The organism is Halorubrum sp. Ea8, from assembly GCF_002252925.1.
Lineage (GTDB): Archaea > Halobacteriota > Halobacteria > Halobacteriales > Haloferacaceae > Halorubrum.
Map to the genome: position 1 here is coordinate 1 of NZ_NHPF01000111.1, position 20,931 is coordinate 20,931.

The window sequence follows — 20,931 nt, forward strand, 5'->3', positions numbered from 1 at the left end:
CTGCGGATTCAACAGAGCAGTTCAATGCGTCCTGTCTATCTTCTACTGGCGCCTGATCGTACTTCATCGTGGTTTCCGGGCTCTTGTGACGAAGTTGTGCCTGTGCCGCAGCCAGATCTTCTTCGCGAGTCATGTACGTCCCTGTGGAGTGGCGGATCGTGTACCAGCTCATCTGCCGGTCTTCGTGTTCGATCCCGGCGGTGTCGCACAGGTCGTGCAGCAGCCGTCGAAGCGTCGACGACCCGTACGTGTTTGCTTCCCGAGTCAGCCAGAGCTCGTCACGGCCGTCGTAGAGGTCGAACGTCTCTCGCTGATCGAGCCATCGTTCGAGCGTGCTGACCGTGCGATCGCTGAGGCCCACACGCCAGTGCCCCTCGTTTTTCGAGCTTTCCTCCTTCGGGATTCGAAGCACGCCGTTCTCGAGATCCACCCACGAGACGACGGCTCGTTCGACCTCGATGGGTCGAAGGGCGGCATCGAGGCTAACACCGACGAGACTCGGAATCTTCCATCCGTTCGCCCGATCCCAGTCGGCCTTACCGACGTCCTCCGTCGGTTTCTCGAAGCGCTGGGCGAGGTACGCTTTTATTCGCCCACGCTCTTTCGGTGAGACGTTATTGTACGACGGGATGCTTCCGTACTCGAGGGAAGCTTCGCGGATTGCGCTGCGCTCGTCTCGGGTCAGGAAGTCCCGAGGGGCCGTGGTCTTACTCCCAGAATTGAATCGGATCGACGGCTCCCACTCCTCTCCGCCACGCTCGTGAGCGCGCCACTTGAATAGCATCATCACGGCCTTCTGACAGCAGTCTCGGTGGGCGTCGCTCCACTCCTCGTAGGCCAGTTGTTTCATCCACGCGTCAGCGTGTTCGTGAGTGACGTTCGTCGTGTAGTGGTCTTCCCGGTCCCAGACGAACCGGTAGAAGTGGTCCATTCGGTAGATACGCGATTCGACGGTGGTCGTCGCGTACCCTTCGGCCTTCTCGGGGTCTTTTCCGAACGCGAGGAGCCACTCGAGACAGTCCTCTCGTTCGTTGCGGTAGTCGACCAGTTGTCGTTGAGCGAGTCGGTCTTCGGTCGGACCGGGAACGACCGCGAATTCGCTCAGATCCACGGTCGAATCACCGTTGTCAGTACTGCGAGTCGGATTGCCTGTCCAAATTCGCTAATCGCAAGACGGCGTCGGGATCGGCCTGTCCTGCGAGTCGATTTGCCCTCGGTGTTCATGTTTACTCGATGTTAGGGCGGGCTCGAAATCGCAAGACTGCGAAAGGAAGGGATGCTCCGGCGGGGATTTGAACCCCGGTCATTGCCTCGAGAGGGCAATATGATTGGCCGGACTACACTACCAGAGCGCACGCCTGTTCGACGCATTTTCGGATACGATTGGATATTGTAAAACAGTTCCGTTTCGACGGTGCCGTGCGCCGGTTTACCGTGACTCGGGGTCTCCCGACCGAGGCGAGACTGACGGGCCGAGAACGCGGGACGACGCGGCGCTCAAACGTCGACGGCGAACGGAGCCGACTCGGTCGCGCCGTCGGCGACGGCCGCGAGCAGATCGGCGACGGCGTCGAGGTCGTCGAGATCGACGACCTCCACGGGCGTGTGCATGTACCGGTTCGGGATCGAGACGTTGAGCGACGGGACGCCGCCTCGCGCGGTGTAAAAGGCGTCGGCGTCGGTGCCGGTCCGGGAGCCCGCCGCCTGCAGCTGGACGGGGACGTCGGCGTCCTCCGCAGCGTCGCGAGCGAGGGCGACGAGCGACGGGTGGTTCGCGCTCCCGCGGCCGATCACCGGGCCGGCGCCGAGCTCGACCGGGCCCTGGCGTTCGCGGTCGACGTCGGGGTTGTCGGTGGCGTGGGTGACGTCGACGGCGACGAACGCGTCGACGTCCTCGAGGTCGACGCCGACCATCCGAGCGCCTCGGAGACCGACCTCTTCTTGGACCGTAGAGACGGCGTAGACGGTCGTGTCGGCGTTGCGGTCGGCCGCGCGGCGGAGCCCCTCGGCGGCCGCCCACGTCCCCGTGCGGTTGTCGATCCCGCGGGCGGCGATCCGGTCGCCGACCAGCTCCTCGCAGTCAGTCAAGAAGGTGACCGGGTCGCCGACCTCGACGTGCTCGCGGGCCTCGGCGGCGTCGGTCGCGCCGATGTCGACGAACTGTCCGGCGATCTCCTCGTACTCCTCGTCCGACTGATCCCGGAGGTGGATCGCGGTCTGGCCGATCACGCCTTGGACGGGCTCGTCGGCGTGGACCGTGACGTGCTGGCCCTTCGAGACGGTGCGATCGGCGCCGCCGATCCGCGAGATCCGGAGAAATCCGTCGTCCAGAACGTCGCGAACGATGAACCCGATCTCGTCAGCGTGGCCGGCGAGGGCGACCGTCGGCGCGTCGGGGTCGCCCCGGTGGACGGCGACGGCGTTGCCGTAGGCGTCGACGGAGACGTCGTCCGCGAACCCTCGGACGTAGTCGGCCCAGACCCGCTGGCTCGGGGTCTCAAACCCGGAGGGACTGGCGGTCGCGAGCAGGTCGTCGAGGAACGTCCGGCCGCTCTCGTGCATGCACGCGAGTGACTGGGCGCCGGTCAAGAAAGCGCCGGTCCGCGCGTTCGTCGGAACGAATTCGTCCGGCGGGCGAGCGACGAGACCGCACCGGCCGCCGGCGACCGCGCCGCCACGCCTAAATCGTTGCCGTGCGAACGACGGGATATGGCAGATTCGTCAGTCACGCTGTTGGAGATCCACCTCGGCGACGGTGACATCGAGATCGGGCCGTTCGACCTGTTCAATGCGGGCGACGAGTCCGCGACGGACGCCGACTCGGAAGCAGAGGTGGAGGCGGAAGCGGAGGCGGACGCCGACGCCACCGACGACGACTCCGACGGCGGCGTTTCGGCGCGATCGGTCGCCGGTCTCCTGCTCGCGCTCGCCGCGCTCGTCGCAATTGCGGTCGGCGTCGCGAAGCTCCGCGGCGACGAGGAGGTCCCGTCGGGCATCGCCGGCGACGAGTGACCGGAGCGACGCGGGCGCTCGCCGCCGAATCAGCGCGGGCGCTCGTCTCCAAACCGACGCAAGCGATTTGAGGCGCGCACCCGTCTCCTTCGTATGGACATCCTCCGAAGCCTGCGCGCGGTCTCCGAGGCGTCCGGCACCGGCGTCGTCGACTGGGACCGGGCCGCGGCGGCCGCGAAGGCGAGCACGGACCCCGGCTCGGTCGCGCTCACACCGGGCGAGCGTGAGGGGTACGCCGCCGACGTCCGCGACGCCCGCACGCGGCTCGGCGAGGTCGCGGGGATCGCGTTCGACGTGCCCGACGAGATCGAGGTGCAGAATCGTCACCACTGGATCGACGCGAGCGTCGACACGTTCCGGAACGTGATGGCGCCGATCGAGGCGGCGGCGACGGGGCAGGCGAGCGCTCCCGGCGACGGGCGGCCCGCAGAGGGCGACTGGACGAGCGAGGGTCCGCTTGACCGGGTCCCGGACCCGTTCGGCGGAGGGCAAGGGAGCGCCGGCGGTGCCGGGGGCTCCGGTGAAATCGACGGTTTCGGCGGCCCGGGCGGTCCGATAGCCGCGTTCTCGCGCGACGTCTCGCGGATCGCCAACACCGGGACGATGGCGTTCGCGCTCGGCTTCCTCGCGCGGAACGTGCTCGGGCAGTACGACCCGCTGCTGCTCGCGGACGAGCCGGACGCGGACCACGGGCTCTACTTCGTCCACCCGAACATCGTGCGCGTCGCGGCGACGCTCGACGTCGACTACCCCCGGTTCCGCCGGTGGATCGCCTTCCACGAGGTGACGCACGCGGCCGAGTTCGGCGCGGCGCCGTGGCTCCCGGAGTACCTCGAGTCGCGCGTCGAGCGCGGCGTCGAAGGGCTCACCGCCGGCGAGGTGACCATCGGCGGGCTGGACACGGAGGCGTTCGCGGAGCTTCAGGCGGCGATGACGGCGGTCGAAGGGTACGCGGAGGTGCTGATGGACCGCGCGTTCGACGACGAGTACGCCGACCTGCGGCGCAAGCTCGACGAGCGCCGCGGGGGCGGCGGGCCGATCCGTCAGCTCGCCCAGCGACTGCTCGGACTGGGGATGAAGCGCCAACAGTACGAGCGGGGCGCCGCCTTCTTCCGCCACGTCGCCGACGCCCGAGGGATCGAGGCCGCGGGCGCCGTCTGGGAGCGCCCCGAGCATCTCCCGACCGCGTCCGAGCTCGACGACCCCGAGGCGTGGCTGGTGCGTGTGGACCCGTGAGGGTCGACGCCGCGGCTCAGGACAGATCCAGCGCGATCGGCGTCGCTCCGCCCAGGTTGTCGCTCACCGGACACCGCTGCTCGACGCGAGCGAGCCACTCCTCGCGGGTGTCGTCGTCGACCGGGTCGCCGTCTCCCGATCGCAGCTCCGCCTGAACCGACGCGCGGACCTCCTGAAAGCCGGCGCGCGAGTCGACGTCGGCGCCCTGGAACTTCGCCGGGTCGAGGTCGCCCTCGAGGTCGACGGTCAGTTCGGCGATTTCTATCTCCATCTCGTCCGCGACGACGCGGCCGACGATGCTCAGACAGCCGCCGAGCGAGCCGAGCAGGTACTCGACCGGATTGGGGCCCGCGTCGGTGCCGCCGAGCGATTCCGGCTCGTCGATCACGAACTCGAAGTGGCGGGTCTCCGCGCGGACCCGGGTCCCCTCCTCCAGTTCGGTGCGGGCGTCGAACGTCGCGGTCTGCTGGGACGTGTCGCTCATACGCGCCGGTACGCGGCGCTCGAATATCAACGCGGGGGAGCGTTCTCACGTCGAGAGACCGGCTACGCCAGTCGCTTGTCGCGGAACGCCCGGATGACGTCTTGCCGGGCGATGATTCCGACGAGCCGGCCGTCGTCGTCGACGACCGGAACTCGATTGATGTCGGGGTCGTCGCCGACGAGCAGGTCGAGCACGTCGTCGATCGGAGCGTCGGGAGTCACCGTCGCCACGTCGGTGCTCATCACGTCGGAAATCGGGCGGTCGGCGTTCCGGATCATGTCCACGCCCAGGTCGAGGTCTCCCCACGGGGCCTTCACCTGATACGTGAGCGTGTCGACGAACGGGGGGAGTCCGATCGGGATCCACAGCGTCTCGTCGTCGGGCTCGAAGAGGTCGACGAGGTCCGACTCGGTGACGACGCCGACCACGCGGTCCTCGTCGTCGACGACGGGGAAGCCGCTGAACTCGTAGCGGGCGAACTTCTTGAACGCGTCGGCGACGTCGTCGTCGGGGGCGACGGTCTTCACCTCGGCCTCCATCAGGTCACGCGCTTGCATACGGTCGCCGACGCGGTCGGGGGCCGTAGGCGTTTCGACCGCCGAGAGATAAATCCGAATGACAATCGACTTACCAAACGGAACGATATATGTCAATCCGCGAGTGTTAGTCGGTATGGACGACTCGCGGCCCCGCGGCGGCGACCCGTCCGCCGGGCCGACCGCGAGCGTCGACGACGCGCAGCTCCGGCGGATCGGGGCCGTGCTCTGGGCGCTCGCGTTCTGCTCCGTGACGGCGGTGATCCTCTTTTCCGAGGGCCGCCTCGCCGGCCTCGGCTGGCGCGACGCGACGCTCATCGCCGTGCGGACGTTCGCCGGCGTCTTCGCCTTCTTCGCCGTGTTCCCGCTCATTTTAGCGGCGCTGTCGGCGCTCAGGCTACGCTGAGGGAGTGTGCGGTCGACGCGACCGAATCGGCGACATCGCCGGTCCCCGGACGGTCACTCTCCGGCCAGTGCGGTCGCGAGCGACGACGCTAGCTGTCGCTGAGCGCGTGAGTCAAATAAAGAAAGATCGCAAGGAGTCGGCCCGTGTGGGCCGGTAGTTAGCGAGTGTGGAGTGTCGCTGCTGCGTTACTCGTTCCGCCGCGTCGCGAGGAGCGCAGCCGCGATGAGGGCCACGAGGGCCACGAGAGCGCCGAAGCCGGGCGTGGAGTCGTCGGTGCCGCCGTCGCCACCGTCGTCTCCGTCGCCGCCGTCTTCGCCGTCGTCACCGCCGCCACCGTCGTCGCCGTCGCCACCGTCGTCGCCGTCACCACCGTCACCGGAGGCTTCGATGGTCAGCGTGCCGGTCGCTTCGTCGTCCTCGGTGGCCACACCGTGCTCGTACTCGCCGGCGTCGAGGTCGGACGTGTCCGCGGAGAACTCCACCGTGGTGTCATCACCGCCGTCGAGCGTGGCCTCCTGATTGTCGATCTCTTCGCCGTCGAGCGTGAGCGCGACGGACTGCGTGGCTTCCTGTTCGCCGGTGTTCCGGATCGTGGCCGAGACCGTGACCGAGTCGCCGGCCGTCGCGGTCGCCTCGGTCGGGTCTAGGTCCGAAACCTCAAACACTGCGGGCTCCTGCACCTGCTCGACGACTTCGCCGTCAGCTTCCAGCTCGTCGGTGAGCGGGGAGTTGCGGGTCGAAACGGTGAATGTGTCGTTCACGGTCTGCTCGCTGAAGTCGAACTCACCGGAGAACGTGCCGTCCAGCTGGACGACGACCCCCTCGGTGTTCTTGATGAACTCCGTCGCCACATCGTCGCTGCGGACGCGGAGCGCGAGCTCCGTGCCGGGCGCGACGTTCATCTCGCCGGAGACGCTCTGGTCTTCGGCGTTCGTGACCTGGACGGGGTCGAGATCGAATGACCCGTCGGCCTCCTCGAGGTCGAAGGCCGCGTCGGCCGACTCGTACGCGTCCTCGATCTCCTCGTCGCTGTCGTCCTCGTCGGCGTCGGTCAGGAGCGTCGTCTCGATCGTGAAGTCGACGTCGTACTCGTCGCCGTCCTCGCCGCCGACGTCGCCGGCGCTGACGAAGACGTAGTACTCGCCGTTCGCGTCGTCGTACACGACGTCGAGGTCGTCGGCGGTGAGCTCGTCGCCGAGCTCGGCTTCGACGGCCTCCTGGTTCGCGCCGGGGTTCTGCTCGGTGAACGTCAGCGACACGGCGTCGGCCGAGGCCAACTCCTCGAGCGCCTCCGCGTTGCTGCCGCCCTGTGCGGCGAGCGCGCCTTCGAGACCGGTCGCGTCGATCTGGTGGACCAACACGTCGCTCGGGTCGCCGAGGGCGGCCGTGTCCGTCTGTGTCACGACGTCGTCCTCGACGCCGGCGGTGATCGCTTCGACGGCGGCCTCGTCGCCGTCGTCGCTCTGCACGTCGACGACGTCGTCGCGAACGTCGGCGGTGGTGCGCCAGAGGACCATCTCGCCCGTGGAGCGCTCCTCGATGAGCAGCGTCCCGATGTCGCTCACGTCGTCGATCGCGTCCTCGGCGTCGCCGTCGTCGAGCCCGGTCGGGCTCGCGGAGACGGCGTAGTCGCCCGTGTCGAGCAGGTCGACCAGGTCGCCCCGCTCGCCGCCGAGGTCGACGTCGTCATCGTCGTCGGCGGCCTCGACGACGGTACCGTCGTCGCGGCCGGCCGCGTACGTGTTGAACAGCACGGTGACTTCGCCGTCGTCATTGCCGTCCTCGACGCTGATGTTGGCCTGATAGTTGTTCTCCTCGAAGTCGCCGATCACGACCGAGCCGGAGTCGGTATCGTCGAGCTCGACGGTGACCTCGGCGACGTCGCCCTGCGCGACTGTCGTCGTCCCGTCGGCGAGCGAGAGGTCGCCCTCGCCCGCTTCGGTCACGCTGATCGAGGCGGTGTCCGCGGCGGACGTGTCGGTCACGTCGAAGCTGAACTCGTACTCGCCCGTCGACAGGTCGTCGACGTCCGAGAACTCGGCGTCGAACGTGCCGTCGGTGACGCCTTCGAGGGTGATCTCGTCGTCGTCGTCGACGTTCGAGACGTCGAACTCGCCCTCGAAAAGCTGCTCGAGTTCGTCGTCGTCGAGGTCGCCGTCGGCGCTCACGTTGACGTCGTAGCTCCCGCGGTTCGACTCGATCTCGAGCTCGGCGTCGTCGTCGGACTGCACCGACTGCTCGTCGAACGTGGTGTCGAGGTCCTGAACCGCGACCTCGAAGGTCTCGGAGGGGGACATGTCCGCACCGGCACCCTCGAGGTAGTAGTCACCGGCGTCGAGGTCCTCGGTGTCGAAGACGACCGTCCCGCTCCCATCGGTTCTGAGCTCTTCGACGAAATCGGTATCACCGTCCCGGCTCTCACGGAGCGAGACGTCGGCGTCGGCGTCGAGACCGGTCACGCCGACGGTCTGTCCCTGCCAGAGGAGGTCGCCCCGGAGGTCAGCACCGCCGTTGGTGTAGAATCTGTCGACGTCGTAATCGTCGGCGTCACCGGTCTGGAACGGTACGTCTTGGCCCTGAATGCTCGCGGCGTCCGGAGTCGCCGCATCTCCGGGAGCGGCCGCCGCCGCGGGAGCGACCGCGAAGCCGACCGCGACCGCGGAGACGACCATGATCGCCGCGAAGAGGACCGCGGTCGCCTTCCCTCGATAAGTCGTGTCGTGTGTCATTAGTGGTATGTTGTCGTGTCGCGTTAGCAGCGTTCGCCGTCACCTCGTGCCCGATCGTCGTTCTCGACACTGCGTCGAGTGCACACCGGACTCGGCGCGGGTAGTCACGTACAACGCGTGGTAGGGGTACGCCGCCCGAAACACGGGCCGGTTCTTGTAAATACTTTGTGGGAAATCGGTCGACGCAAACGGCCTTCAAAAGGATTTCAGCCTTTCAAACGCCCGATTCGGGACAAATTACAAATTCGTTCCGGCGACTATCGTTCAGTAGCGACTACCGGAGACTACTCGTAACGCTTCAGCTACCGGAACTGAGTCCGATAAAGAAGGACCGCAAGGGGTCGGCCCGCGAGGGCCGATAGTTAGCGAGTGTGGTGAATCGCTGCTGCGTTACTCGGTACGCCGCGTAGCGAGGAGCGCAGCCGCGATGAGGGCCACGAGCGCGACGAGAGCGCCGAAGCCGGGCGTGGAGTCGTCGGTGCCGCCGTCGCCACCGTCTTCTCCGTCGCCGCCGTCTTCGCCGTCAGTGCCGTCGCCGCCGTCGTCGCCGTCGCCACCGTCGTCGCCGTCGCCACCGTCGTCACCATCCATGCCGCCTTCGGTTTCGATGGTGAGCGTGCCGGTCGCTTCGTCGTCGTCGGTGGAGACACCGTGCTCGTAGTCACCAGCGTCGAGGCCGGACGTGTCGGCCGTGAATTCGACGGTGGTGCTGTCGCCGGGTGCGAGCGTGACTTCCTGGGTGTCGAGCTCGTCGCTGTCAAGCGTGAGCGCGACGTCTTGGCTTGCCTCGCGGCCGCCAGTGTTCTCGATCGTGGCCGAAACCGTGACCGAGTCGCCAGCCGTGGCGGTCGCCTCAGACGGGCTCAGGTCCGAGACCTCGAAGGTCGCGGGCTCCTGAACCTGCTCGACGACCGTCCCGTCGGAGGTCGCGTCGAAGGCAGCTTGGCGAACAGACGCTTCGAACGTGTCGTTCGCCGAGGTCTCGCTGAAGTCGAACGAGGCCTCGAACGTCCCGTTCGGCGTGACGACGAGGTCTTCGTTGTTCTGGATGAAGCTCGTCGAGGCGTCGTCGTCACTGCGGACGCGCACGTCGAGCTCCGTCCCGGGCGCGACGTTGGTCGTGCCCGTGATGGACTGATTCTCGGCCACTGCGACCTGGATCGAGTCCTCGTTATCGAAGTCGCCATCGGCCTCTGCAACCGAGAAGCTGGCCGTAGCGGTCTCGAAGGCGTCCTCGAAGTCGTCCGAATCGTCCTCATCGAAGAGGTCGAGCAGACGTGCGTCCTGCACGCTGATCTGGACCTCGTACTCGTCCTCGTCCTCGACCGGACGGAGGTCGTCAGCAGCGCTGATGCCGTCGTTGTCGAGGGCATCGTTCAGGTTGTCGGCGTTTGCGACGATGTAGTAGTTGTCCGTCTCACCGTCGTAAACAACCGTGAAGATGTCCGAGAACGCGTTCTCGTCAACGGCCGAGTCCTGCGCGAGCGCGTTCACGTCGATGTCGTTGCCGTCCTGGTTCGCACCAGGGTTCTGCTCCTCGAAGACGACCTCAAGCTGGTCGTCCTCGTTGGAGACATCGGTGTACACGCTGTTGTTGTCCTGAAGTGCCTGGTAGAGCGCGTCAGTGCTGTCCACGTCGTCAAGGTCGTCTCCGCTCTTATCGGCGAAGAAGCCCTCGAGGCCGGACGCGGTGAGCTGGTGAACCAGCACGTCGCTGGAGTCACCGTCGACGTCGATGGCGAGCGAGTCAGTCTGCGTGACGAGTTCGCCCTCGACGGCGCCGTTGATCAGCTCGACCGTCGCGCTCTCGTTTTCATCTTCCAGTTCCTCAGCGACGTCGGATTCGACGCTCTCGCTCGTCCGCCAGAGCGCGAGGCTCGTCTCGTCACCGCGCTCCTCGATGGAAAGCGACGAGATCGAGTCCGGGTCGTCGATGGTGTCCTCGAAGCGGTCCTCACCAGTGTACGGGCCGACCGAGATGTCGTACGTACCTGTGTCGAGGATGTTGTCCAGATCAGTCTGGTATTCAAGGCTGACGTCAGCGTCGTCATCTGTCGTGGAGACGACGTCGCCACCGTTACCAGCGGCGTACGTGTTGAAGAGAACGACAACCTCGTCGTCTTCGTCGTCTTCAATGGTCACGTTCGCCTGGTAGCCGTCGTCCTCTTCGTTACCGATAACGAGGGTACCCTCGTCGGTGTTGTCGAGTTCGACGGTGATGGCTGCAACGTCGCCCTGCTGTTCGACGACCGAGTCGGCGATGTCGCCCTCGCCGTCTTCGGACTCGGTGACGTTGATCGAGGCGGTGTCCGCGGCCTCGGTGTCAGTCACTTCGAAGTCGAAGTCGTACTCGCCCTGGTCGATGTCCGAGAAGTTAGCCGCGAAGTCGCCATCAGAGACGTCAACGAGTGTCGCGACTTCTTCGTCCTCGTCATCAAGATTGACATCGCTCACGCTGTCCTCAAAGATCGATTCGATCTCCGTGTCATCGAGACCGTTCGCGCTGACGTTCAGCGAGTAGGTCCCACGGTTGGAATCAATCTCAAGGTCGACTTCGTCGCCTTCTTCGACTTCGTCCTCGTCGAACTCAGTCGAGAGAGACTGGGTGGAAACCTCGAATTCAGTGGCTCCCTCATCGATACCGTCGCCACGGAGGAAGTAGTCACCAGTTTCGAGATCATCGGTGTCAATAGTGTAGTTACCAGCGTCGTCCGTGGAGAACTGCTCGACCGGGCTGCTGGACGAGATGTTTCCATCGGAGTCGCGGTCATCAACGGAGCGGAGTTGGTAATCCGTGTTGGATTCAAGTCCACTCACATCAATTTCCTGACCGGAATAGTACAGGTCCGACTCAGGCTCGTAGTCCGGAGCGACACCGTCCTCACTGGTGACTAAGTCGAATGCTGCAGTTGCGGTGTTGCTGTTTGCCGTTATATCGAAGCTAACAGCGTCACCAGTAGTCGCATCCGTGTTATCGAGAGACGACGTGTTATGTATGTACGTCGCAGTGACAGTCACGGTGTGGTTATCGCCCGTCGAATCCGTATCCGTGACATTAATCGTGTGAGTATCACCGTCAATGCCATCGTCAGTGACGGTTACATTAGCGTCAGATGAAGTGACATCATCCACACTCGGGGTGAATGCGGATGCGGCGGACAGGTCAACCTGGACCTGTTCATCAGTGTCACCATCTTCGATACTCACATCGAACGATACATCTTGTGTTGCTGCACTGTTTGCAACGGGAACGTCTTCTGCTGTCCCGTTGGAGAGATCAGTGACAGCGGCTGCCGCGGGCGCGGCAGCAAAGCCGGCAGCAATCATGGAGATAACCATGACCGCCGTGAAGAAGACCGCGTTAGCCTTCTTGCGTGTCGTATTGTCGTTTGTCATTGTGTTTGTGTTGTCTGCCGTCGCGACAGTCTGCTTTGTCCGCACCTCGCTCGCCCGTTCGTCGATTACCAACACCGCATCGGGGTGCGACTGGACTCGGCTTGGAGTACTCGCTATCTCGTCGCATTCGATCGGATAGGGGTACTGCACTCAGAACGTGTGGCGGTCTTGGTAAATACTTTGTGTCTATCTCATCCCGTGTTAAGTACTACCAAACGGCAGTAGAGGGCCTCAGACACTATATTTCGTATATGATGTAGTGTCAGTTAATTAACTGCAAACAGGGGTAAATACGATTCTTCTGACCGTTACCGGCGCACGAGCGGCGCATCGTAAGCGCTGTCAAGGGACCGAGCGGCACGCTAGCGTAATCCTTACTGTGCTCCGCCGAGTAGATCAGTTTGAGCCCGCGGTAGGGCATCGTACCAGTCTTTTGGATAGGGGACCACAGCGGTGCCCCGCTGGTCGTTCGACACGCGTTGATCGCGTCGGGCTCACTCGGATCCCCTCGTTTCTGCCGCCCTCCGTGTCACTTCTCATCGACGTCGTCGCCGTCGGCGAGGCGATCGACGGCCGAGAGCGCAGTACGCCGGAACTGCCGGCGGTCGCGCCGAGCCGAACGTTCCGAAGGGTGATACGTTAGACCGACGCGGTGAGCGTGGATACCGTCGCTAGTGATCCACCTGTCGAGAGATCAAAACTTTTTCATTGCACGAGCGGCAAACATCTCGTAGGGACCATTGGTCCCTGCTGAGGACAGGATTCTCCTCTACACAAGCCCCTACCACCTGTCCTCTCGTATTCCGTCTCGCGACCCGGAGCTGACGCTCACCGTTCTCTGGTCAGTCGTATCGGACGACGGCCGCGAGCGACTCGTGGTACGTCATGATTGGGTTGTCGTCTCGCGTGTGCGCGGTGGATTGAGTTCGAACGGACTTAGGAGCGCTGTATAAGTGTTGCTGGAATTCTAACAGTCAATTAACGTCTGAGACGAGCCTAGAGCGCCTATGATCGGTGTTCTTGGAGGCAACTCCACGACAGTTAGAACAACATTATTCACTTCAATGACGTGTGCGGGCGAGATTCGACCGAAACAGCTAATATTAGGACGTGACTATCCCCGCCCGGGCAGAACCGCCCTTCAGGCGACGGGGACCTAGTTCTTTGGTAGGGGCTGTCCCCGTCGTCTGTGAGTTGCCGTGCGTCCCGCACATCGGTCCGATAACGCGACGAGACGGCGTCTAAATCTACTGCATGCTACGTCAACAAGCTTTCCCCGCGAGCCGAAGCGCCGCCGATTTCGTCGCGAGCACGCGCTCGAGTCCGCCGAGCGATGTCCGATGACCGCCGCCCGGGCTCTCACGCGATCGACGACAGTCGCCGAGCGCCACGTCGGTCGATACCGCGTGTGAACAGAGCGGCCACGTCAACGCTGTCCACGCGGGAACTAGATCGGCCTGCACGAGAAGGAGATTCTCGTGTCCACTGCATCGGTCTCCTCGCGACGTCGTCGGAGAGCCGAATATAAGAGCTTCACCGAGCCGGGTGGCGCGACAGAGCTCGTTCGCGACTCGGACCGGCCCGCCTCCAGTTGGACGTCGAGCGCGGGCGGGTCCGAGTCGGCCCTGTGGGTACGCCGCCCGCGCAGTCTCTGGAAGTGTAGCAGGCATCACGACAACCGCCTGGTGGTACTCTGCGGGCCGAGAGACGCGCGCTGGCCGGAGCACACCGACGGTTCACTACTTGCGTTCGCGACGCCAAAGACCACGGAGTCGAAACGAACGTCCGGACCACTGCGCGTCGACGTGCGGTCGTTCGCGTTTCGGTCGGCCGTAGTCGGGTTCGGCGTCTCGGCGGCGGCCTCGTGAGCCGTCGCTCGCCGAGCGGCGCGTCGTAATAAGGAGGTGCCGCGAGGGGTCGACCCGCGAGGGCCGATAGTTAGCGAGTGTGGTGAATCGCTGCTGCGTTACTCGGTACGCCGCGTCGCGAGGAGCGCAGCCGCGATGAGGGCCACGAGGGCCACGAGGGCGCCGAAGCCGGGCGTGGAGTCGTCGGTGCCGCCGTCGCCACCGTCTTCTCCGTCGCCACCGTCTTCGCCGTCAGTGCCGTCTTCACCGTCGGTACCGTCCTCGCCGTCGGTACCGTCGTCACCATCCATGCCGCCTTCGGTTTCGATGGTGAGCGTGCCGGTCGCTTCGTCGTCGTCGGTGGAGACACCGTGCTCGTAGTCACCGGCCTCGAGTCCGGACGTGTCGGCCGTGAACTCGACGGTCTGGCTGTCGCCACCAGCGAGGGTGACCTCTTGTGTGTCGAGCTCGTCGCCGTCAAGCGTGAGCGCGACAGACTGGGTGCCCTCGGCTTCACCGGTGTTCTCGATCGTGGCCGAAACCATGACCGAGTCGCCAGCCGTCGCGGTGGCCTGAGCCGGGCTCAGGTCCGAGACCTCGAAGACCGCAGGCTCCTGAACCTGCTCGACGACCGTACCGTCGGACTCGGCCTCAAAGGCCGCCTGACGGACCGTGGCTTCGAACGTGTCGTTCACTGCGGTCTCGCTGAAGTCGAACGAGGCCTCGAACGTCCCGTTCGGCGTCACGACGATGTCTTCGTCGTTCTGGATGAAGCTCGTCGAGGCGTCGTCGTCACTGCGGACGCGCACGTCAAGCTCCGTCCCGGGCGCGACGTTCGTCGTACCCGTGATGGACTGATCCTCGGCGTTCGTCACCTGGATCTCGTCCTCGTTGTCGAACTCGCCGTCAGCCTCTGCGACTGTGAACGTGCCGGACGTCTCGGCGAATTCCTCTTCGAAGTCATCCTCGTCGTCTTCGTCAACGATGTCGAGGAGGCGCGCGTCTTGGACGTTGAGCTGGACCTCGTACTGGTCCTCGTCTTCCATCTGAACGTCGTCGTCAACGGCGTTGTTCAGATTGTCGATGTCGGTGACGATGAAGTAGGTGTCCGTCTCGTCGTCGTAGACGACCGTGAACACGTCCGAGAACTCGGACTGACTGACGTCGTTCGCGAGTTCGTTCGCGTCGATGGATGTGGTCGGCTCGTTCGGACCGGGGTTATCCAGCTCGAACACTAGTTCGAGCTGGTCCTGGTCATCCTCCGCGGCGTTGCCGTTCGCGTAAACGCTGTTGTTCTGCTGGAGCAGCTGGTAGAGCGCGGCGGTGCTCTCGACGCTGCCGAGGTTCTCACCGCTGGCGCTCGCGAGCGGACCCTCGAGGCCGGGGGCGGTGAACTGGTGAACGAGCACGTCGCTGCGAGTGCCGTCGTCGTCGACGGCGATTGTGTCGGTCTGCGTGACCAGGTCGCCTTCGATGGCGCCGTTGATCAGCTCGACCGTCGCGCTCTCGTTCTCGTCGTCGAGCTCGTCGGCGACGTCGGACTCGACGCTCTCGCTGGTCCGCCAGAGCGCGAGCGACGTATCACCACGCTGCTCGATCGAGAGCGAGGAGATTGAGTCCGGATCCTCGAGCGTTTCTTCGAACCGGTCGTCACCCGTGTCCGGGCCGACAGACACGTCGTACGTGCCCGTGTCGAGGATGTCGTTCAGATCCGTCTCGTTGTCGAGCTGGACCGTCGCGTCGTCGTCATCGGTGTAGACGATGCTGTCGGCGTCGGTGCCGTCGTCGAGGGTTCCGGCGGCGTACGTGTTGAAGAGGACGGTTATTTCGCCGTCTTCGTCGTCTTCGAGCGTCACGTTCGCCTGGTAACCGTCGTCTTCCTCGTTACCGATGACGAGAGTACCCTCGTCGGTTTCGTCAAGCTCGACGTTGATGGCCGCGACGTCACCCTGCTCTTCGATGACCGCGTCACCGATCGTGCCCTCACCGTCTTCGGCCTCGGTGACGTTGACCGTGGCGGTGTCCTCGGCTTCGGTGTCCGTCACTTCGAACTCGAAGTCGTACTCGTCCGCGTCGATGTCGGTGAAGTTCGCCGCGTAGTCGTCGTCGGTGATGTCGACGAGCGTGGCGACTTCCTCGTCCTCGTCGTCGAGGTCGATGTCGTCGACGCTACCCTCGAAGATACCTTCGAGTTCCTCGTCGTCGAGACCGTCCGCGCTCACGTTGAGGTCGTAGGTTCCGCGGTTCGAGTCGATTTCGAGGTCGACTTCGTCGCCCTCTTCGACCTCTTCATCGTCGAACTCGGTCGAGAGGGACTGGACCGCGACTTCGAACTCAGTAGCGGGCTCATCTTCGATACCGGGTCCGCGGAGGAAGTAATCCCCCGTTTCGAGGTCGTCGGTATCGATCGTGTACTCGCCGTTCTCGTTCGTGGAGAACTGCTCCACCGGATTGCTGGAGATAACGTTTCCTTCGTCGCTACGGTCCGTGACTTCGCGGAGTTGGTAGTTGGTATCCGGCTGAAGTCCAGAGACTTCGATCTCCTGACCCGCGTAGTACAGCTCTGAGTCAGGAGTGTAGGACGGAGTGACCTGATCGAAGTCCTCGAAGTTGGCCGTTACCGAGTCACCGTTCTCAACGGTCACTTCCTGTGTCTTAGTGAAGTCTGCGGTGCTGGCTTCGACGGTGTACGTGCCGTCGACGACGTTTTCGATGGTGTAATCACCATTACTGTCGGTGGTGACCTCACCGCCGAACTCGTCTGCGTCCGCGTCAGAGAGCGTCACGTCAGCGTCGGTAACTGCGTTGCCATCGGAGTCCGTGACGGTCCCCGTTACCTCTGCAGTGGCGTTCACGAGATCGAAAGAGACGGTGCCAGACGAGCTGGCGTCGTCGTCAGCGATCTCGAAACTGACATCGTCGCTAGACGTGGTGTCGCCGTTGTCAAGCGCCGTGGTGTCGTGACTGTACTCAATGTTAATGGTGGCCGTGTGGGCACCATCGCCAGTTGAGGAGTCAGTGACGTTGATTGTGTGAGTCGCCCCACTAATCCCTTGGTCAGAGACAGTCACGTCGCCACTGGGCGTGGAAACGCTAGTCACAGACGGAGAAATGTCGGCAGCGGCCGCCTCAGAGAGGTTGACCGTCACCGGGACATCGGCGTCTCCGTCCTCGATACTTACGTCGAACGATACGGCCTGTGTTGCTTCACCGTTACCCACGGAAACATCGTCCGCACTTCCGGGGGCAATATTGGTGACAGCTGCAGCCGCCGGAGCGGCCGCAAAGCCTGCAGCAACCATGGAGATGACCATGACTGCGGTGAAGAAGACCGCGTTAGCCTTCTTGCGTGTGGTATTGTCGTTTGTCATTGTTGTTGCCGTGTTGCGTGTCGCGACAGGGTGCTTTGTCCTCGCCTGGATGCCCGTTCGTCGTCGGCATCGCCTACTGACTCGACGTGGGTGCGGCCGGACTCGACGTGGATTACTCACGTTCGTGTCGCTTGGGTAGGGGCTGCGAGCGACTGTTGCGGCGGTCACTATAAGTACTTTGTGTCGATCGCTGAAGTGTGTGAACGCCTCACAACCCGAGCTGAGTGGGATGAAACGGCCGTTTTCGATTTCGGGCGAAACGGACGTGTTCGACCTTCGCTGAGGGCCGCAGAGACGTTTCAGCACCCCGAGAGGAAGTGGTGTGACGCGCCGGAACCGCGGTGTGGGGACTCGCACTCTGTTACCGCGAGCGACCGAGCTGCCGTGGCGACGGCGCGGACGGCCTCGGCTATTCGGGATCCACCGTGTTACGTTCTCGTCGGTAGCCTCCCGTCGTTGCGAGTCGCGTCCCACGTGACGAATCGCGGGGACCGGTCGCGAGTCGATCGGGCGGCGCCCTCACTAATCGTTCGAGTTCCGAACGCCGAAGCGCCACTGGCGCGCGCTGTCACGGCGACACTCCCGTGGCGCTCCGGCGTCGGAGAACGCGTGCGTCCGCAACAAATAGCTACGGCTCGGGTCAGTTGTTGTCACTCACCGTCCTAACAATGTGATGTATGGCCGGGGTGGGCTCCGAACCCACGATCTCCGCATGTCCCAGGTCCGAGGCTCGGCGGAGCCACGGGAAGGACGCGGACGCTTCCAAGGCGTCACCGCACCGAATCTCCGAACCCTATGAGTGCGGCGCTATGTCCAGCTAAGCCACCCGGCCTCACTGTTCCGTACCGCGATGATACTCTTTAAGCTTCCCATCCGTCGGAGGGATGTGAGGCGGTGACAGAGGGCGGCGACGGGGCCGTCAGCAGCGGCGGCGCCTGAGGTGACCGATCCGAGAACCGGACCCCGCGGATTTATGCGGGACGGGGCGAATCCCCGGGACATGAGCCTTCCCGACCTGCTCGCGGAGACCGTCGGCGACGAGGACGTCGTCGCCGCGGTCTCGCTTGGGGGAGACGACCGGCTCGCGGTGACGCCGACGCGGACGCTCGTCTATCGCGGCGACGGGCTGCTGTCGGACGAGTCGGTCGCGGAGTACTCCCACGACGTCGAGCGCATCGCGGTCTCGACGGGCCGCCGCAAGGCGAAACTCACCCTCGGCTACGGCCTCGACGGCGACGAGACCCTCTCGCTGCCGGCGAAGCGCGCCGACGAGGCGCTCCACCCGATCCTCGCCGGCGTCCTCTCGGCGACCGGCGTCACCGGCCCCGGCGAGTCCGTCCTCCGAACCTTCCGCTTCTCGGAGCTCACCCTCGTCGTCACCAGCGACCGACTGGTCAAACACGTCGGCTCCGCCGTCTGGGACGACGAGTTCGAGGAGTTCCCGTACGCCGACCTCACCGACCTCGACTTCGAGGAGGGGACGGTCGCGACCGCGGTCGTGCTCGCCCACGGCGGCCGCTCCGAGCGCTTCAAGGCCCCCAACGAGTCCGCGCGCGCGGTCCGCGAGACCCTCGTCGACGCCGTCTGCGCCTATCACGGCGTCGACAGCTTAGAGGAGTTCCGCGTCACCGTCGCCGACGACGAGGAGTCCGAGGCTGACGCGGACGCCGACGGCGCGACCGACTTCGGCGAGGGGCCCGACCCCCTCTCGGCGTCGCCCGTCGCCGACGCGGAGGCGGAGGCCGAGGCGGCGGCCGAAACGGGGGTCGACCCCGGGCCGCAGACGGACGGCGAGCGCGGCGCGGGCGCGGCGAGCGACCCCCTCTCCGCGGGCGTCGGCGACGCCGAGCCGTCCGCCGCGACCGGAGCCGATGCCGCCAGCGATACCGAGCCCGCGGCCGCGTCCGCGGGCGAGACCGACGCCCGACCCGGTTCCGCCGGCGATCCGTTCGACGGCTCCGGCCCTATCGACGACGCTGAGCCGATCGACGACACCGACCCGCTGAGCGAGACCGGCGAGGGCGCGAGCGGGGACGCCGGGGGGAACGCGGTCGACGCCGACCCGCTGGCCGAATCCCCGGCCGAGGATCCGGCGGTCGACGTCGGCACGGGAGACGGGGCCGACCTCGCGGGCGACGCCGCCGGAGAGCCGCCCGCGGAGCGGACCGCATCGGTCGAGGAGGCCTCGTCGGCCGATCCCGCTGACCCGGCCGCGGCGGGAGACGCGGCGGTCCCGACCGACGACGACGCGTTCGACGGGTCGCCGTTCGAGACCGCGGGCGTCGAGGGCGAGGACCTCGCGACCGAGGTCGCCGAGCTGCGCCGCACCGTCGAAGAGCAGTCCGAGCGGCTCGACCGGCAGTCGGCGCTCATCGAACAGCTGATCGAGGAGCTCCGACGCGGCCGCTGAGACCGGTCCGCGCCGTCCGGGGGCGGTTCGCCGAGTTCTCCGAACCGATAACCGTAGGGGTGCATTTTTGTATCCGACGACGAAGGGGCAGGGAGTGACCACACAGCTCGGCCCGCGCCTCGACGCGGCGCTCGGCGGCGTCGTGACCGCGGAGGCCCGCCTCGCCGTGACGGTCGGCATCCTCCTCCTGACGGCGCTGATCGGCTGGCTGCTCCTCCCGCGGGTCGTCCGCGCCGGCGAACGAGTCGTCACGGGGTGGCTGGAGCGCTTCCTCGACGGTCGGGGAGAGAGCTCGATCGAGACCCTCCGCGAGGCGGTGCCCGTCTCGTTCGGCCTGCGGCTGCTCGTCGGCCTGTTCCAGCTCGCCCTGTTCGCGCTCGCCGCCGTCGCCGTGCTGACGTTATGGGGGCAGTTTTCGGTCGTCGTCGCGGTGCTTCCCGTCGCTGAGAACGCCGCGACGGTCGCCGGGCGGGCCCTCCTCTCGGCGCTGCTGCTCGGCGGCGCCTACGTCGCGAGCGACGTGTTAGAGGAGTACGTCGCCGACCTCTCCGCCGACAGCGACCGCATCACGGCCCACCAGGAGCAGCTCCTCACCCGGATCATGCAGGTCGGACTGCTCGTGATCGCGGGCGTCACCGTCCTCGGGATCTGGGGCGTGAACCTCGGCGGCCTGCTCGTCGGGGCGGGCTTTCTGGGCATCGTGCTCGGGATGGCGGCCAGGCAGACCCTCGGCTCGCTCATCGCCGGCTTCGTGCTGATGTTCGCGCGCCCGTTCGAGATCGGCGACTGGGTCGAGATCGGCGATCAGGAGGGGTTCGTCACCGAGATCACGATCATGAACACCCACATGCGGAACTTCGACGGCGAGTACGTCGTCGTCCCGAACGATCTGGTCACCAACCAGGCGATCACGAATCGGAGCCGCGAGGGGCGGCTCCGCATCCACATGGAGGTCGGTATCGGCTACGACGACGACCCCGACGCCGCCAGCGAGATCGCGGAAGCGGTCCTGACCGAGATCGACACGGTCGCCAACAACCCGAAGCCGTACGCCATTCCCTCCGGCTTCGGCGACTCGGCGATCCTGCTCGACCTCCGCTTCTGGATCGACCCCCCGACGCCGCAGGCGCGCTGGCGCTCGAAGGCGTCCGCCGTCGAGCTGATTCAAGAGCGGTTCGCCGACGCCGGGATATCCATCCCGTACCCGCAGCGGACCGTCTCGTACCCGCCCGAGACGACGGAGGCGGACGAGACCGTCGAGCGCGTCGAGCGCTTCGACGGCGACGGCGACGGCCGCGTGAGCGACCGGCCGGCCTGAGGGCGCACCGCCCCGGACCGGCTCCACGTCGCCGCGGGTCGCCTCGTCCGAACGGCCGGGACGCCCCGGAGACGAGCGACGACGGCGTGGAACCGCCGAGGTCCGCGCAACTTCTTTTCATCCGGCGGTCCGAGAGACGGTATGAGCGGCCTCGGTCGCGGCCGAACGGCCGTCTCGGCGACCGGC

At 65.5% G+C, this 20,931-nt stretch carries 12 protein-coding genes and 2 tRNA genes; 5 read left to right on the plus strand and 9 right to left on the minus strand.

The annotated features are described in order from the left end of the window. The 3 genes from DJ74_RS13590 to DJ74_RS13600 all read right to left on the minus strand — a co-directional run. Positions 1-1,111: site-specific integrase (locus tag DJ74_RS13590; RefSeq protein WP_141212711.1), on the minus strand; the 1,111-nt coding region annotated here is incomplete at its 3' end. 166 nt (positions 1,112-1,277) lie between these two features. Continuing rightward, positions 1,278-1,352 (minus strand) — tRNA-Glu (locus tag DJ74_RS13595). Between the two features lie 145 nt (positions 1,353-1,497). Then, positions 1,498-2,562, minus strand: a complete 1,065-nt coding sequence (locus tag DJ74_RS13600) for a M20/M25/M40 family metallo-hydrolase (protein ID WP_094527587.1) — start codon at positions 2,560-2,562, stop codon at positions 1,498-1,500. A 147-nt stretch (positions 2,563-2,709) separates the two neighbouring features. Between DJ74_RS13600 and DJ74_RS13605 the strand changes: the two genes are divergently transcribed. Both DJ74_RS13605 and DJ74_RS13610 read left to right on the plus strand, forming a co-directional pair. After that, complete coding sequence (locus tag DJ74_RS13605; RefSeq protein WP_141212712.1) at positions 2,710-3,012, plus strand: hypothetical protein; 303 nt, start codon at positions 2,710-2,712, stop codon at positions 3,010-3,012. Between the two features lie 93 nt (positions 3,013-3,105). Continuing rightward, the gene (locus DJ74_RS13610; protein ID WP_094527589.1) at positions 3,106-4,248 is read left to right on the plus strand and encodes a zinc-dependent metalloprotease; all 1,143 of its coding nucleotides are present in this window, start codon (positions 3,106-3,108) and stop codon (positions 4,246-4,248) included. Between the two features lie 16 nt (positions 4,249-4,264). Here DJ74_RS13610 and DJ74_RS13615 read toward each other — a convergent pair whose 3' ends face one another. Both DJ74_RS13615 and DJ74_RS13620 read right to left on the minus strand, forming a co-directional pair. After that, entirely contained in the window at positions 4,265-4,732 is a 468-nt protein-coding gene (locus DJ74_RS13615; protein WP_094527590.1) for an OsmC family protein, read from the minus strand. Between the two features lie 62 nt (positions 4,733-4,794). Next, complete coding sequence (locus DJ74_RS13620; RefSeq protein ID WP_094527591.1) at positions 4,795-5,289, minus strand: HPP family protein; 495 nt, start codon at positions 5,287-5,289, stop codon at positions 4,795-4,797. A gap of 115 nt (positions 5,290-5,404) precedes the next feature. On the opposite strand from DJ74_RS13620, the gene DJ74_RS13625 reads away from it, so the two are divergent. Continuing rightward, the gene (locus DJ74_RS13625; RefSeq protein WP_094527592.1) at positions 5,405-5,674 is read left to right on the plus strand and encodes a hypothetical protein; all 270 of its coding nucleotides are present in this window, start codon (positions 5,405-5,407) and stop codon (positions 5,672-5,674) included. A gap of 185 nt (positions 5,675-5,859) precedes the next feature. On the opposite strand, the gene DJ74_RS13630 is transcribed toward DJ74_RS13625, so the two are convergent. From DJ74_RS13630 to DJ74_RS19250, 4 genes are all read right to left on the minus strand, one after another. Next, complete coding sequence (locus DJ74_RS13630; protein WP_094527593.1) at positions 5,860-8,403, minus strand: BGTF surface domain-containing protein; 2,544 nt, start codon at positions 8,401-8,403, stop codon at positions 5,860-5,862. Positions 8,404-8,793: 390 nt separating this feature from the next. Continuing rightward, positions 8,794-11,949: a BGTF surface domain-containing protein gene (locus tag DJ74_RS13635; protein ID WP_094527594.1), complete on the minus strand. Its 3,156-nt coding sequence runs from the start codon at positions 11,947-11,949 to the stop codon at positions 8,794-8,796. A gap of 1,816 nt (positions 11,950-13,765) precedes the next feature. Beyond that, positions 13,766-17,185, minus strand: coding sequence for a carboxypeptidase-like regulatory domain-containing protein (locus tag DJ74_RS13640; RefSeq protein ID WP_141212713.1), 3,420 nt, complete (start codon positions 17,183-17,185; stop codon positions 13,766-13,768). A gap of 510 nt (positions 17,186-17,695) precedes the next feature. Further along, a tRNA-Met gene (locus DJ74_RS19250) sits at positions 17,696-17,849 on the minus strand. 168 nt (positions 17,850-18,017) lie between these two features. Between DJ74_RS19250 and DJ74_RS13645 the strand changes: the two genes are divergently transcribed. Continuing rightward, positions 18,018-19,427, plus strand: a complete 1,410-nt coding sequence (locus DJ74_RS13645) for a hypothetical protein (RefSeq protein WP_094527596.1) — start codon at positions 18,018-18,020, stop codon at positions 19,425-19,427. Positions 19,428-19,521: 94 nt separating this feature from the next. Further along, a complete protein-coding gene (locus DJ74_RS13650; protein ID WP_094525870.1) occupies positions 19,522-20,745 on the plus strand; it encodes a mechanosensitive ion channel family protein in 1,224 nt (407 codons plus the stop codon). Positions 20,746-20,931 lie beyond the last annotated feature (186 nt).